The organism is Hydrogenophaga borbori, assembly GCF_003417535.1.
Lineage (GTDB): Bacteria > Pseudomonadota > Gammaproteobacteria > Burkholderiales > Burkholderiaceae_C > Hydrogenophaga > Hydrogenophaga borbori.
In genome coordinates, this window is record NZ_QVLS01000017.1 from 47,461 (window position 1) to 61,465 (window position 14,005).

13 protein-coding genes and 1 pseudogene are annotated in these 14,005 nt (G+C 64.1%); 6 read left to right on the forward strand and 8 right to left on the reverse strand.

Going from position 1 to position 14,005, the window contains the following annotated elements; genetic code table 11:
- Window positions 1-60: 60 nt before the first annotated feature.
- From DY262_RS20440 to DY262_RS20475, 8 genes and pseudogenes are all read right to left on the reverse strand, one after another.
- Complete coding sequence (locus DY262_RS20440; protein ID WP_245981137.1) at window positions 61-369, reverse strand: type II toxin-antitoxin system RelE/ParE family toxin; 309 nt, start codon at window positions 367-369, stop codon at window positions 61-63.
- Window positions 366-641: a YlcI/YnfO family protein gene (locus tag DY262_RS20445; RefSeq protein ID WP_009520589.1), complete on the reverse strand. Its 276-nt coding sequence runs from the start codon at window positions 639-641 to the stop codon at window positions 366-368. The genes DY262_RS20440 and DY262_RS20445 overlap by 4 nt, the downstream gene beginning before the upstream one ends.
- A gap of 251 nt (window positions 642-892) precedes the next feature.
- On the reverse strand, window positions 893-2,542 hold the full coding sequence (locus tag DY262_RS20450) for a SulP family inorganic anion transporter (RefSeq protein ID WP_116960916.1): 1,650 nt from the start codon (window positions 2,540-2,542) through the stop codon (window positions 893-895).
- Window positions 2,543-2,615: 73 nt separating this feature from the next.
- Window positions 2,616-2,810, reverse strand: a pseudogene (locus tag DY262_RS20455) (aspartate 1-decarboxylase); the annotation flags it as partial.
- A 5-nt stretch (window positions 2,811-2,815) separates the two neighbouring features.
- A complete protein-coding gene (locus DY262_RS20460) occupies window positions 2,816-3,163 on the reverse strand; it encodes a nitrate reductase associated protein (protein WP_181936583.1) in 348 nt (115 codons plus the stop codon).
- A gap of 276 nt (window positions 3,164-3,439) precedes the next feature.
- Window positions 3,440-4,378 carry a dimethyl sulfoxide reductase anchor subunit family protein gene (locus tag DY262_RS20465; protein ID WP_116960917.1) on the reverse strand — a complete coding sequence of 313 codons (939 nt, stop codon included), beginning with the start codon at window positions 4,376-4,378 and terminating at the stop codon, window positions 3,440-3,442.
- A complete protein-coding gene (locus DY262_RS20470) occupies window positions 4,375-5,070 on the reverse strand; it encodes a 4Fe-4S dicluster domain-containing protein (RefSeq protein WP_116960918.1) in 696 nt (231 codons plus the stop codon). The genes DY262_RS20465 and DY262_RS20470 overlap by 4 nt, the downstream gene beginning before the upstream one ends.
- The gene (locus DY262_RS20475; RefSeq protein WP_116960919.1) at window positions 5,067-7,976 is read right to left on the reverse strand and encodes a molybdopterin oxidoreductase family protein; all 2,910 of its coding nucleotides are present in this window, start codon (window positions 7,974-7,976) and stop codon (window positions 5,067-5,069) included. The genes DY262_RS20470 and DY262_RS20475 overlap by 4 nt, the downstream gene beginning before the upstream one ends.
- Window positions 7,977-8,028: 52 nt before the next feature.
- Here DY262_RS20475 and DY262_RS20480 point away from each other — a divergent pair, with 52 nt between their 5' ends.
- The 6 genes from DY262_RS20480 (at window position 8,029) to DY262_RS20505 (ending at window position 13,940) form a co-directional block, all read left to right on the forward strand.
- Entirely contained in the window at window positions 8,029-8,925 is an 897-nt protein-coding gene (locus DY262_RS20480; protein WP_116960920.1) for a LysR family transcriptional regulator, read from the forward strand.
- Between the two features lie 293 nt (window positions 8,926-9,218).
- Window positions 9,219-10,235: a D-cysteate sulfo-lyase gene (gene cuyA / locus DY262_RS20485; protein ID WP_116960921.1), complete on the forward strand. Its 1,017-nt coding sequence runs from the start codon at window positions 9,219-9,221 to the stop codon at window positions 10,233-10,235.
- A gap of 74 nt (window positions 10,236-10,309) precedes the next feature.
- Entirely contained in the window at window positions 10,310-11,308 is a 999-nt protein-coding gene (gene dctP, locus DY262_RS20490; protein ID WP_116960922.1) for a TRAP transporter substrate-binding protein DctP, read from the forward strand.
- Between the two features lie 8 nt (window positions 11,309-11,316).
- A complete protein-coding gene (locus DY262_RS20495) occupies window positions 11,317-11,820 on the forward strand; it encodes a TRAP transporter small permease (protein WP_220377581.1) in 504 nt (167 codons plus the stop codon).
- 9 nt (window positions 11,821-11,829) lie between these two features.
- A complete protein-coding gene (locus tag DY262_RS20500) occupies window positions 11,830-13,131 on the forward strand; it encodes a TRAP transporter large permease (RefSeq protein WP_116960924.1) in 1,302 nt (433 codons plus the stop codon).
- The gene (locus DY262_RS20505; protein WP_220377582.1) at window positions 13,107-13,940 is read left to right on the forward strand and encodes an alpha/beta fold hydrolase; all 834 of its coding nucleotides are present in this window, start codon (window positions 13,107-13,109) and stop codon (window positions 13,938-13,940) included. The genes DY262_RS20500 and DY262_RS20505 overlap by 25 nt, the downstream gene beginning before the upstream one ends.
- The last annotated feature ends 65 nt before the right edge of the window (window positions 13,941-14,005 follow it).

The following is a 14,005-nucleotide window of genomic DNA, read 5'->3' on the forward strand; positions in this document are numbered from 1 at the left end:
GCGAGGGCGTCTGAGCCCAGCAAGGGGCCGCGTAGGTATCGCCCTTTTATACAAGGCAGATCAGTGGTAGTCGCTCTCGCGCTGATGTCGTACCGCGCCAATGATGACGGCGGCTTCCGTGACCTTGTAGTAAGCAACATAGCCCGTGCGCCCGAACGAGATCACGATCTCGCGCTCGAACTGGCTGCGGACCTTACGGCCCATGAACGGATTCAACGCCAACGCGTGCAACGCGCTGGCGATCGCTGCCACGGCGCGTTCCGGCACGTCGAAGTTTGGCGTTGCGCTCTGCATCTCGCGCTCGAGTGCAAAGTCGTACAAACGTTCGAGGTCTTCACTGGCCTCGGGCGAGAGGATGACCGTTCTCACCGGCGAGTGCGGCTCTCTTTTGCGCGTCGCAGCTTCGCCTCGAGTTTGCCGAGCACATCCTCTGCAGTGAGGTACATGCCGCCGGCCTCGACTCGTTCAATCGCCTCCATCCCGCGCCGGTGGAATTCACCCTCCATGACGCGGCGCTCGATCTCCCCCCGCACAGCGCGCTCGACCAAGGCACTGACGGTCTCTCCATCGGCGAGCACATCCTCCAGCTGTTGCTTCAGCTCAGGCGTGATTCGGACGGCAGGAAGTGCGGCGGATCGCATGCCAGCAATGTATCACGTTCGTGCTACAAGAATCAATTCCCCCACGTTTGAGCGCCTCACGTGTCAACGCAACCGACAGCAGCCCACAGGGCCTCGTCCGCTCTGGTGCGAGCTGTTTCTCGCAGGATCGTGACCACCTGTCCTTGAGTGAATCGCCGCTTCTTCATGGGCCCCTCGCTAGTTGGAAGCCATCTTCTTAAAGTCTATTGGGCCAAAGAAACCGGGCAGTTCACCGACAGCCGCGGCAGCGGTCAGCCCGGCTCTGCCAAGGCCTGGAGTGCATCGCCCTCAGTGCGATAGACGTGCAAACGCTCACTTTCGCCCAGATGACCCGCCTGGCGCAGCACCGATTCCACCGGCAGCTTGATGCCCACCAGGTGCAGGTGAATGCGTCGGTCGTCGAGTTGCTCGCGCACGCGGCCGAAGGCCTCGGCGCCAGTGGCATCGATCCAGTTGATCGGGTGGGCGATCAGCATCACGCCTTCGGTGTCGGGGTGGGCCTGCAGGTGCTCGGCGATGGCGCGCTCGAAGCCGCTGGCGGTGGCGAAGTCGAGCGCGGCGTCCATGCGCAGGGCGTAGAGCTTCGGCGACAGTGGCGGCAGCTCCCACAGGTGGCGGTCGCGCAGGCTGCCGTCGGGGTGCAGGCCGACCTCGATGATGCGCGGGTGCAGCCGCAGGTAGAGGAAATGGCTCAGTGCCATCACCACGCCCGCGAGCACGCCCCAGTACAGACGCGGTGCTGCCAGCAGTGTGATGACGAAGGTGCTGGCCGCAATGACCGCCTCCACGCGCGACAGACGCCACAAGCGCGTGAAGCTGCGCGGCTGCAGCAGCCCCCAGATGGGCAGCACCACGATGGCCGCCAGCACCGCCAGCGGCACGTGGTAGAGCAGCGGCATGGCCACCAGCAGCGCGATCAGCACCACGGCCACCGAGAACACTGTGGCCCAGCCGGTGCGCGCACCCGCGTACAGGTTGAGCGCCGAGCGCGAGAACGAGGAGCTGGTGGGCATGGCACCGGTGAGGCCCGAGGCCAGCTTGGCCAGGCCCTGGCCGATCAGATCCTGGTCCTGGTCCCAGCGCACGCCACGCCGGCCGTTGTCCACCTTGGCACTGCTGGCGGTCTCCAGGAAGCTCACCAGCGTGATCATCAACGTGGGCAACAGCAGTGCACTGAAACGGTCCCAGCCGGGCCACGCGGGCAGGTAGAGCGCCGGCAGGCCCTGTGGCAGCGCGCCGATGACGGCGCCGCCCCCGGCCTCGAAGCCGATCGCGTGGCTGATGCCGGCGCTGATCAGCACCACCGCCAGCACCGAGGGCAGGCCCGGACGCAACCGACGAGCCGCCACCAACGCGGCCAGCGCGGCCAGACCGAAGCCCAGACCCGGTGCATGCCAGCCCGCCCCTTCGGCAATGGCATGCCAGCTGCGGAATCCCGTGAGCGCAGGCACCTGCGAGGCGAGGATGAGCACCGCTGCCGCCTGCGTGAAGGCCATGAGCACCGGCGAATTGACGAGGTTGAGCAGCCAGCCGAAACGCACCGCCCCCAGCAGCACCTGCAGCGCACCCGACAGCAGTGCCAGCCACATCGCGAGTTGCACCCACTCGGCGCTGCCGGGCGTGGCCAGGGGCGTGAGCGAGGCGCTCACCAGCAGGCAGGTCAGCGCCGTGGGGCCCACCGCCAGGCGCGGCGAGGCCGAGAACAGCACCGCGATCAGCGCCGGCAGCAGCGCCGCGTAGATGCCCGTGATCAGCGGCATGCCCGCGAGCGCGGCGTAAGCCACGCCCTGCGGAATCACCATCAGACCCACCGTGAGGCCGGCCAGGGCTTCGCCGCGCAGCAAGGCCGCGTCCGGGCGCGGCCATTGCAGGAAGGGGAACAGGCGCTGCCAGCGGGTCATGGGTATCGAGGCAAATTGAAACAGATCAGTTTGCAGTGGGCCGAGCGAAGGGTTCGCTCGGCTTCGACAGATAGCCATTGGCTGAAATGGCGCCGATGGCGCGCTGGCCCCGGATCGCATAAGTAACGAACCGCTGGCCAATATCGACATCCCAAGCCTGGCCTTATTAGTTCTCGGGGATCTCGGCGGCCTCGGGTAAATCATGGTCGATCGCAAACGAGCCTTGGTAGTAAAGCTCGCAATGCGCTACGGACACGCCATGGATCATCGACTTCAGCAAGGCTCGGATTGTGCGCACTGTTCTGGGTAAGCTTGCAACATACTGGCGTGTTTCTCGCGGACCTTACGTGAAACGTAGTCCACGAAGGCACTGGGGATCCGCTCCCGTGACGGCTTGTGGAATGCGCCCGCAGAGACCGCTTGTGCCTCAAATGCCGAACCGGGCGGCAGTGCAAGCAGCCGTTCGCGGTGCTTGCGCGGCAGCCTCTGCCAGGCCTTGAGAGGCAGCTTGAGCGATGCCTGATCCAGCTTGTAGCGCACTGCCAGCGGCAGCCAGGTCAACGCCTGGGCCTCGCAAGGCTCAAATGGCAGACGGACGGTCGGTTGGAGGTCAGCGCTCATTTTGAACTGCATATAGTTAGCGCCGAATTGGCGGTACGCATATTCCTGCTTTCGCTAACACGCAAAATCGATCACTTCCGTGGCGGCTGTTCACCCGACGGCATCTGGGAAACTGGAGCTACGACGCTTCGGCACTCACAGAGGAAACCCGTCGCACGAGCAACCACAAGAATGCCAGGTTGATCTTTGAAGGGGGAAGACCCGCGATGAGGTCTGCCCGCAGCACCTCCCTTTGCTGTCACATTGGGATCCACCGGGTGAACGGCAGCATCGATTTCACGACACGGCCTGGTAGTAGATGTTCTGTGGGTGGCGTGCCTGCGCAAAAAAGAACCAGCGCTCGAGCAGCAACCCTGCGGCCTGCGAAACAAACGCCAAAGGCCAGATGGGCGGGGAGCTGGTGGCCCATGCCCACCCCAGCAGCAACAACGGAATGCCGAAGGCCAGCGCCTGGAAGGCCAGGGGCGTTTTGCGCATGACCTGCGCTGTGGCGCCATGAAAGAACTCGCGGGTGTTGAACGAGCCACCGGTCATGCCCATCGACTTCTGCACAACGCGCGCCGCCTGGATGCCCGTGGCGGACTGTGGCGTGGACTTTGGCTTGAGACGAGCGTTGCGGCGCAGCGAAAGCCCCCGGGTGAACCAGGCCAGTGCAGTCGTGGCGATGGACCAGCCCGTCACGCTGGATGCAAATGCGCTGTCGCCTGCCAGCGCGCCCAGCGTACCCGACGCTACCAGGCCCGAGGCCAGGCCCAGCAGCGTGTAATTCACAACGGTGAGTGGATGAGCCCATTCCTGCACGAACCGGATGCAGGCGTAGATCATCGCGGTGCAGTACCACAGCAACAAGGCACCCGGAATGACTAGCGCCGCCAGCCACGGTGCGGCGGCCGCGGCAGTGGGAGGCTCCGCCAGCGTCGCCCACACAGCCCAGCCGCCCGCCAGCGCCATGAACGCCGGCAGCACGATGACCTCCCTGGACATCCATGAGGTGCGCCACATCAGGACCGCGCGCCAGGCGCGCATCGGATGGCCGAGATGGAAGAAGGAGGCAACGAGCGCCAGCACCAGCATGCATGTGGCCGTCCACAGCATGGGCAGCAGCGCTTCGACTGGCGGCTGGTTGGCCAGGGTAGTCACTGCCAGCACCACCATAAGCCCCTGGGCGGTGCCGGCGATGGTGGTGAACAGGATGATGGACAGCGCCGGCTTCACAGTCGATCCTTTTCCGCGCGAATGGCATCGGGCGCGGGCTGCTTTGTCACCCGCCGGGGCAGGTACTGGTTGGCGGGCTGGGTCTCCCATTCGGGCATGAGGGCGTAGCCACCGCGCTCCCGGATCGCCTGTGACACCTCTGAATCCGGGTCCTTCACATCGCCGAACAGCCGCGCGCCGGTGGGGCAGGCCTTCACGCAGGCGGGCTTTCGGTCCTGCGGCGGGAGCAGTTCGTCGTAGATGCGGTCCACGCACAGGGTGCACTTGGTCATCACCTTGCGCTCTTCATCGAACTCGCGGGCGCCGTAAGGGCAGGCCCAGCTGCAGTACTTGCAGCCAATGCACTTGTCGTAGTCCACCAGCACGATGCCGTCGCTCTTGCGCTTATAGCTGGCACCGGTGGGACACACCGGCACGCAGGGGGGCTCTTCGCAATGCAGGCAGCTCTTCGGGAAGTGCACCGTCTGCGTGTTGGGATAGCTGTCGGCCTCGAAGGTTTGCACCCGGTTGAAGAATGTACCGGTCGGCTGCTCACCGTAGGCGCCCTGGTCGGTCATCGGACCCGCAGCCCCCGAGGTGTTCCATTCCTTGCACGAGGTCACGCAGGCATGGCAGCCCACGCACACGTTGAGGTCGATGACCAAGGCGAGCTGAATCGCCAGCGTCTGGGGTTCGTTCGGGTGTTGGCTCATGGCTTTTTCGACAGGATGTGGGTCATGACCCGGCGGCCACTGCGCAGCAGACCCGGAACGCTTGGCACCGTCCGCACCTGTGGAAAGCTCGCGGCCGGTTCTTCGGGCTGGGCGGGCCGGAGGTTGACGCGAACGTCGTACCAGCCGGCCTGACCGGTGACCGGGTCCGAATTGCTGATCTGGCCGCCTGCGAACGGCAACTCCTCCGTGATGAGGTGGTTCATCAGAAATCCCTTGCGCGACTCATCGGCTCCAGGCGCCAGTTGCCACGCGCCAGACGCCTTGCCGATCGCGTTCCAGGTCCACACAGTTCCGGGTTCCACTGCGTCGCTGTGGCGCACCATGCAGCGCAGTTCGCCCCAGGCGCTTGTGACCCAGGCCCAGCCGCCGTCTTCCACGCCGGCCGCTCTGGCCGTCACGGGGTTCACGTGCAGGTAGTTGTGGCTGTGGATCTGGCGCAGCCAGGCGTTCTGTGAATCCCAGGAGTGGTACATCGCCATGGGCCGCTGGGTGATGGCGGCCAACGGAAACTGCTGGGTGTCCACACACGCGTTTTCCAGCGGTTCGTACCAGAACGGCAGCGGGTCGAAATAAGTGGCGATGCGTTCGCGCAGGTGGTCTGGCGGCTGTCGGCCTTTGCTTTTGCCTTGCGCGGCCAGCCGGAACGTTTGCAGCGTGTCGGAATAGATGGCCAGCTGCACCGGGTCGTTCTTCTGGCGCCAGCCCTTCTCCTTGGCGAAGTCCAGATAAGGCCGGTTCCAGTTGCGCATGTACTGCTGGTCCTTGGGCATGTGGTGCTGGAACACGCAGTTGTTCTTCGCGTACATCTCCCACTGGTTTGGGTTGGGCTCGCCGCGCAGATGCTGGGTGCCGTCCTTGCCCCGCCATCCCATGAGGAAGCCCACACCGGGCTGGGCCTGGAAATTGACCACGAAATCGGGGTAGTCCTTGAACTTGCGCGAGCCGTCTTCGTTCGTGAAGGCCGGAAATTTCAGGCGCGAAGCCAGCTCGATGAGCACTTCCTGAAATGGCTTGCACTCGCCGGTGGGCTCCACCACGGGAACGCGTACCGAGTCCACCGGTCCGTCGAACTCGGAAATCGGTCGGTCGAGCATGCTCATCACGTCGTGCCGCTCCAGATAGGTGGTGTCGGGCAGCACGAGGTCGGCAAAGGCCACGGTCTCACTCTGGAAGGCATCGCACACCACCAGGAACGGAATCAGGTACTCGCCGTCTTCGCCGCGCGCGTTGAGCTTCTTGCGCACCTCCATGGTGTTCATGGTGGAGTTCCAGGCCATGTTCGCCATGAAGATCAATAGCGTGTCGATCTTGTAGGGATCCCCCCGGACGGCATTGGTGATCACGTTGTGCATCAGTCCGTGGGCCGACAGTGGATGCTCCCAGGAAAAGGCGTGATCGATGCGCAGGGGCGTTCCGTCGGCGCGCACCGCCAGTTCTTCGGGGTTTGCTGGAAACCCGAGCGGCGCGGCGTTGAGCGGCGTGTTCGGCTTGATCATGTCCGGGTCGTTGAAGGCCCGGTAATTGGGAACGATGTGCCGCGGATAGGGCGCCTTGTGGCGGAAGCCGCCAGGGGCGTCGATGGTGCCGAGCAAGCTCATCAGCACCGCCAGTGAACGCACCGTCTGGAAGCCGTTGGAATGCGCGGCGAGCCCGCGCATGGCGTGGAACGCCACGGGCCTGGCCTGGGTGGTTGGGTGCTGCTTGCCCCAGGCGTCGGTCCAGGGAATCGGCAGCTCAAAGGCCTGATGCAGCGCGGTCTCACCCATCTCGCGCGCCAGCTGGCGAATGCGCTCAGCTGCAATGCCGGTGATGGCCTCGGCCCACTCGGGTGTGTGCTGGCTCACCCGTTCGCGCAGCAACTGAAACGCCGGCGCCACCCGGGTGCCGTCCGGCAAGGTGTAGTGGCCTTCCAGGGCCAGCGATCGGCCCTCTTCCACGCCTTCGGGGTAGGCCTGAATCGCGCGCCCGCTGGTCAGGTCCCATGCGAGCTTGTTGTGCGGGTTGCGCCCATCGCCCGGCACACCGGCGGCAGGATCGAAGGCAAACAGACCTTCTCGCTCTCCTTCGTCCAGCACCACCAGCTGCGGGGCGTTGGTGAAGCGTTGCAAGAAAGGCCGGTCAACCAGATCGTGCGCGATCAGTTCGTGCAGCAGCGCCATGAACAGCGCGCCATCGGTACCCGGTCGAATCGGAATCCACTCGTCTGCTATGGCTGAATAGCCGGTGCGAACGGGGTTGATGGAAATGAAGCGACCACCCGCGCGCTTGAACTTTCCCAGCGCCATCTTCATCGGGTTGCTGTGGTGGTCTTCGGCGGTGCCGATCATCACGAACAGCTTGGCGTGGTCCAGGTCCGGGCCTCCGAACTCCCAGAAGCTGCCTCCTACCGAATAGATCATGCCGGCGGCCATGTTCACCGAACAGAAGCCGCCGTGCGCAGCGTAGTTGGGGGTGCCGAATTGGCGCGCAAACAGGCCGGTGAGCGCTTGCATCTGATCGCGACCTGTGAACAGCGCGAATTTCTTGGGGTCGGTGGCGCGCAGGTGGGACAGCCGTTTCTCCAGAATGTCGAAAGCGCGCTCCCACGAAATCGGCTCGAACACGCCTTCGCCGCGCTCGCTGCCCGGCTTGCGCAGCAGTGGCTGGGTGAGTCGGGCCGGCGACACCTGCTTCATGATGCCCGAGCTGCCCTTGGCGCAGATCACCCCCTTGTTTAGCGGGTGGTCGGGATTGCCATCGATGTACCGGACCTGCCCGTCGCGCAGGTGCACCCGGATGCCGCAGCGACACGCGCACATGTAGCAGGTCGTCGTCTTCACCTCGGTATCGGCCGTGCTGCTGGCCGCTGGGTTGTGCACCGGATCGCTTGAGAGGAACTTGAACATCGGCTTATGCTAGGCAGCCTGCAAATTCGCGTATCGGATAATTTCGCTCGCCGTGAACCAAAAAATCGATCAACGACTGAGGCTTACGCTGCGCCAGCTGGAGGTTTTTGCGGCCGTTGCACGGGGTGGCACCACGCGAGCCGCCGCTGACGAAATCTCCCGATCCCAATCGGCCGCGAGCAACGCGCTGGGCGAGCTGGAGTCGGCGCTGGGGGTGCAGTTGTTCGACCGTGTGGGCAAGAAGCTGGTGATCAACGAGAACGGGCGTGCCTTGCTGCCACGTGCGGCCACGGTGCTGGAACAGGCGGCGGACACCGAGATGCTGTTCACGGCCGAGCACGCCGCACCGCTAAGGCTTGCTTCCAGCTACACCGTTGGCGAATACCTGCTGCCGGAACTCATTGCGCGGTGGAAAAGCGATCACCCCCACTGCCGGGTGCTGGTGGATATCGCCAACACGCACGACGTGTTCGAACGCTTGGTGTCGTTTCGCGCCGACATGGGCTTCATCGAGGGAACCCACAGCCATCCCGAACTCACGGTGCGCAAGTGGCGCAGCGACGAAATCGTGGTGGTTGCCGCTCCCGACCACCCGTTGGCGGGGCGTCGGGTCAGTGCGCGACAGCTGGCCCAGGCCACGTGGGTACTGCGTGAACCTGGTTCAGGAACGCGTGAGGCCTCTGACCGCTGGCTGATTCCCCATTTGACGCAAATGGAGGTCGAGCTTGAGTTGGGCAGCAACGAAGCGGTCAAGCGTGTGGTGGCTGCGGGGCTGGGTCTGGGCTGCCTGTCGCGCCTGGCCGTGCAGGAAGCGATTGCCGAAGGGTGGCTGGTCGAACTGCACACCACGCTCCCGGCGATGCAGCGCACCTTATCCATTGTGCTGCACCGGGCGAAGAAGCTGGGCGATACCGCCAATGGCTTCTTGCGCCATTGCATGCGCGCTTGAACAGGCACGCCGCAACGGGGAAGCACAGTCCATCGCGCCGGCATGCAAAGCCCCTTGGGCCGTCGCGGCAGAGCGTTCCGCGATGCTTCTCAAGGCATCGGCCGAGCGCGCTGGACAGACACCATTTTGGTGTCGAAAGTCGCCGAAAACACCGGGTCTCGAAATTGCAAGGGTTTGGGTTGACGTTTTTCTCAGTATGCAGAAAACGAAAAATAAGAGTCGAAAAATCGATTGGACCCCCTCTTATTCCGGGCACATCATCTTTCAAAAGCATCAAATTTTGAAAGTTAACGATGGACCTCTCCCTCTTCCCGCGCATCCGTCTGGGGCATTTCCCCACCCCCCTGGAGCCCATGGGCAACCTCTCGGCGCTGCTCGGCGGGCCGCGCCTGTGGGTCAAGCGTGACGACTGCACCGGCCTCTCCACCGGCGGCAACAAAACTCGCAAGCTGGAATACCTCATGGCCGAAGCCGTGGCGGCCCGCGCCACCGTGGTCATCACCCAGGGGGCTACCCAGTCCAACCATGCTCGGCAGACTGCTGCGGCGGCTGCCCGGCTAGGCATGAAGTGCCACATCCTGCTGGAGGACCGCACCGGCAGCACCGACCCGGACTACACCGACAACGGCAACGTGCTGCTGGATCGCCTGCACGGCGCCACGGTGGAACGGCGTCCGGGCGGTGCCGACATGCAACGCGAAATGGAACAGGTGGCCGAGAAACTGCGTGCCGACGGGTTGCGACCGTATGTCATCCCTGGTGGCGGGTCAAACCCGGTGGGGGCGCTGGGCTACGTGAATGCAGCCTTCGAGCTGGTGGCACAAGCGGCTTCGCAGGGCATGAAGATCGACTATCTGGTGCACGCCACCGGCAGCTCGGGCACCCAGGCCGGGCTGGTGGCGGGGCTGCATGCCATCAACAGCGACATCAAGCTGCTGGGCATCGGCGTGCGCGCACCGCGGGAAAAGCAGGAGTCGATGGTGCACGACCTGGCCTGCCGCACGGCCGAGCACATGGGCATGCGCGGTGGCGTTCCACGCGAGTTGGTGGTGGCCAATTGCGACTACGTTGGCCCGGGCTACGGCCTTCCCACGCCAGGCATGCAGGAAGCGGTCGAAGTGCTGGCGCGCACCGAGGGGCTCCTGCTGGACCCCGTGTATTCCGGCAAAGGCATGGCGGGGCTGATCGATCTGATCCGCAAGGGATATTTCCAGCCGAAACACAACGTGGTCTTCTTGCACACCGGAGGGTCGGTTGCACTGTTCGGCTACGGTGAGTCGCTGGGGCTCAAGCCAGCGCAGGTCAGCTGATCGGCCGCTCCCCCGAGGGGTGCAGACGATCGGGTTCGGGGTTTGTTCATGGTTCATCAACAGGAGACATCTAAATGAAAAAGACCACGGTTCGCACGCTGCTGCGTTATTCCCTTTTGGCGGGTGCCGCCGCCGTCATGGCCACCACTGCCCATGCACAAACCACGTTGCGCTTGTCCACCTATGTGAACGAAGTTGACGTCCGATACGAGGGTTTCAAGAAATTTGCCGAGCTGGTGAATGCCAAGACCTCTGGCCGGGTCAAGGTGCAGATCTTTGGCTCCTCCACCCTGCACGGCTGGAGCGAGGGCGTGGACGCCATGCAGGGCGGTGTTGCCGACATCAGCTGGGTGTCGGCCGACAAGCGACTGCCGTGCTACCGGGTCACCTCGCTCTACCCGATGGCGGTGGACATGAAGAAGCAGATCGAGCTGGACGCTGCCTACGCCGCCTTGATGGCGCCCGAAGCCAACAAGGCGGGACTGGTGCCGCTCATCAACTCCAACTATTCCTACGACCAGGAGTGGTGGTTCAAGAATCCCAACACCGACCTGGCCAAGCTCGACGGCAAGCTCGTGCGCTCCATAGGCCCGATGGTGTCGATGATGATCGAGACCTGGGGTGGCAAGCCGGTGTTCATTGCGCCCAAGGAAGTGTTCCAGTCGGCCGAGCGCGGCGTGGTGGACGGCATCAACATGGGTGTGGCCACCTACAGCGCCTGGAAGCTCTGGGGCGTGATGCCGCACATGGTCCAGTCCAACCTGTTCTACGGCAACATCCAGTACATGATGAATAAGCGCAAGTTCGATGCGCTGTCGCCTGCCGACCAGAAGGCGCTCCAGGCGGCCGCCACCGAGTCCGAGGTGTGGCTCAAGCCGCGCTACGAAGCCTGGGTGGACGCGAGCATGGCTGACGCTGTGAAGCAGGGCGGCACCGTGACCAAGATCACCGCCGAGAAGCGCAAGGCCCTGCTGGACAGCGTGGTCGGCAAGTGGACGGGCGAGGTGGACACCGGTTGCGGGCCTGAGTTGGCTGGCAAGGTGCGCGCCCTGTTCAAGCAGTATTCGCTCTGAAGCCCATGTTGGCAACGATTGAACGGGGCCTGGAGCGGCTGGCCGGTTGGCTGGCCGCCGCAGGCGCCATCATCATCGTGGTGCAGACCGTCTGGATTTCCTACGGCGTTTTCATGCGTTACGTCGTCGGCAAGCCTGACGGCACGGTGACAGAAGCCACTGCCTTGCTGCTGTTTCCCGCCGCCTTGCTGGGGCTGGCGTTTGCCCTGCGGGAGGACGCCTACCCCAAGGTGTCGTTCCTGATCGATGCGCTGGGGCCGCGCGGTCGACAGCTCCTGACGGCGGTCAATTTGGTGCTCATGATCGCCGTGGGGACCTTCTTCTCCATCGCCGGTATAGAAGCCACTTTCCGAGCCTACGAGTCTGGCACCGCGTCCGAGATTCTGCTTTGGCCGCGCTACCTCTTCTGGGCGCCTGGCGCTCTCGCACTGGTGGTGTTCACTGTGTATGCCTGCGTGCGCCTTGTGTCGGTGCTCTCCAGCCCGCCGCAGCCCGCTCCTCAACAACGGTAGAGGTTTTTCATGGAGTGGTACCACGTCGGACTGGGGCTGTTGGCTCTGCTGGTTGTCTTCATCGGGATTGGATTGCCCATTCCCTTTGCGCTGGCATTGGCCTCCATGCCTTTCCTACTGCACATCCAGGGTTGGTCCACCGCCCTGGTCAGTACGGAGCTCAAACTGTGGGGTGTCTGGATCGACTACGTCTTGCTGGCCGTCCCACTGTTTGTTTTCCTGGGTGAATTGATCGGGCGGTCCAACATCGGGGCCAACCTTTACCAGCTCATGCACCGGGGTGTGCGGGTGAAGGGCTCAGCCGCGTATGGCAGCATCGCGGCGTGCGCCGGTTTCGGCGCGGTGTGTGGCTCGTCGATGGTGGGCTCGCTGACCATCGGCGGTGTGGCCCTGCCCGAGATGACCAAGCTCGGCTACAACAAGCGGCTGTCGAGTGGTGTGCTGGCTGCGGGGGGCACCCTCAGCGTGCTGATTCCGCCCAGCCTGATCCTGCTGTTCTACGGTATCGTCACCGACACCTCGATCGGCGAGCTGTTCATCGCGGGCGTCATCCCTGGTCTGCTGCTGACGCTGTTGTTCGCCGTGACCGTTTTCATCTGGGGGCGCATGTACCCCAGCCACATCCCCGGCGCGGACAACGCACCACGCCCCTCGGTGCGCGAATTCCTGATTGCTTTCGGCCCGATTTTTCTCATCGGACTGGTCATCACCGTTTCGATCTACGCCGGCATTGCCACCCCCACGGAAGCCGCGGCGGTGTCGGCGCTGCTGACCACGATCCTCGCGTTTGCCGTAGGGGGCCTGACCGTGCGAGGCTTCAACGAAGCCTTGTTTGCCACCATGCGCACCATGGGCTACCTGGGCTTGCTCTTGTCGGCGGGCATCCTTTTCGGCTTCGTGCTGACGTACTACCGGGTGCCGCAGGAAGTCAGCGAACTGTTCCTGTCCTACAACCTCAGCCCCGTCATGGTGCTGGCCATGGTGATCGTGTTCTACGTCATCCTGGGCATGTTCCTGGAACCGGTGTCGATGACCTTCATCACCTTGCCCACCATCTACCCGCTGATGCAAGCAGCGGGTTATGACCTGATCTGGTTTGGCATTGTCTACACCATCACCATGGAAATCGCGGTGCTCACACCGCCGGTGGGCTTGAACCTGTATGTCATTCAGGGGATCAGCCGAGGCACCATTCCCATCGGTGACGTGATCAAGGGCTGCCTGCCGTTCCTGGCCTGCATGGTGTTGCTGATCGCCATGGTGATCGCCATTCCCGGCATTGCCCTGTGGCTGCCCTCGATCATGAAATGACAGCGAACGCGATGGCTTCTGAAGTGCTGCATGTGGCGCGGGCCGGCAAAGGCGAGCCGCTGGTGCTGGTGCATGGGTATCTGGGTGGGTCCAGCCAGTGGGCTGCCGAGCTGCAGGCCCTGGGCCAGCAGCTGGACGTGATCGCGCCCGACCTGCCGGGCTTTGGCAAAAGCCGACACCTGACCTCGCCCGACCGGATCGAGGGGTACGCCAGTGCGGTGCTGCAAGCCCTGGACCACCTGGGCGTGCAGCGCTTCCATCTGCTCGGCCACTCCATGGGCGGCATGATCGTGCAGGAGATGGTTCGCCTGGCGCCAACGCGTGTGGACCGCCTGGTGCTTTATGGCACCGGCCCGCTGGGCTTGCTGCCGGGCCGCTTCGAGACCATGGCGCGGTCGCGCGAACGATTGGCCGAAGATGGCGTGGACGCCACCGCACGCCGCATCAGCGCCACCTGGCTGTTGCACCGCGAACAATCGCCCCACGCCGCAGCGCTGGGCGATCTGGCGGCGCAGGCCAGCGCTCAGGCGGCCGAAGCCGGTCTTTGGGCCATGGAGCGTTGGGACGGGCGGCCGAACCTGCCCCACATCACCCAGCCAACCCTGATCGTCTGGGGCGACCACGACCGCAGCTACCAGTGGCCGCAAGTGGAGCAGTTGTGGCGGCAGATTCCCAACGCATCGCTCGCGGTGCTTCCGCATTGTTCGCATGCACTCCACCTGGAATATCCCGAGTTGTTCCATCGGTTGGTGGCGGACTTCCTGCTCGGGCCTGCCAACCAGCCCATGCAGACAGGGCCGGGCAGGTGAGGGCCTTGCCCCGGCGCTCGACCGCGAAGCTGCCTAAACTCGTGCCATCTGTTTGCAGCGCGCGG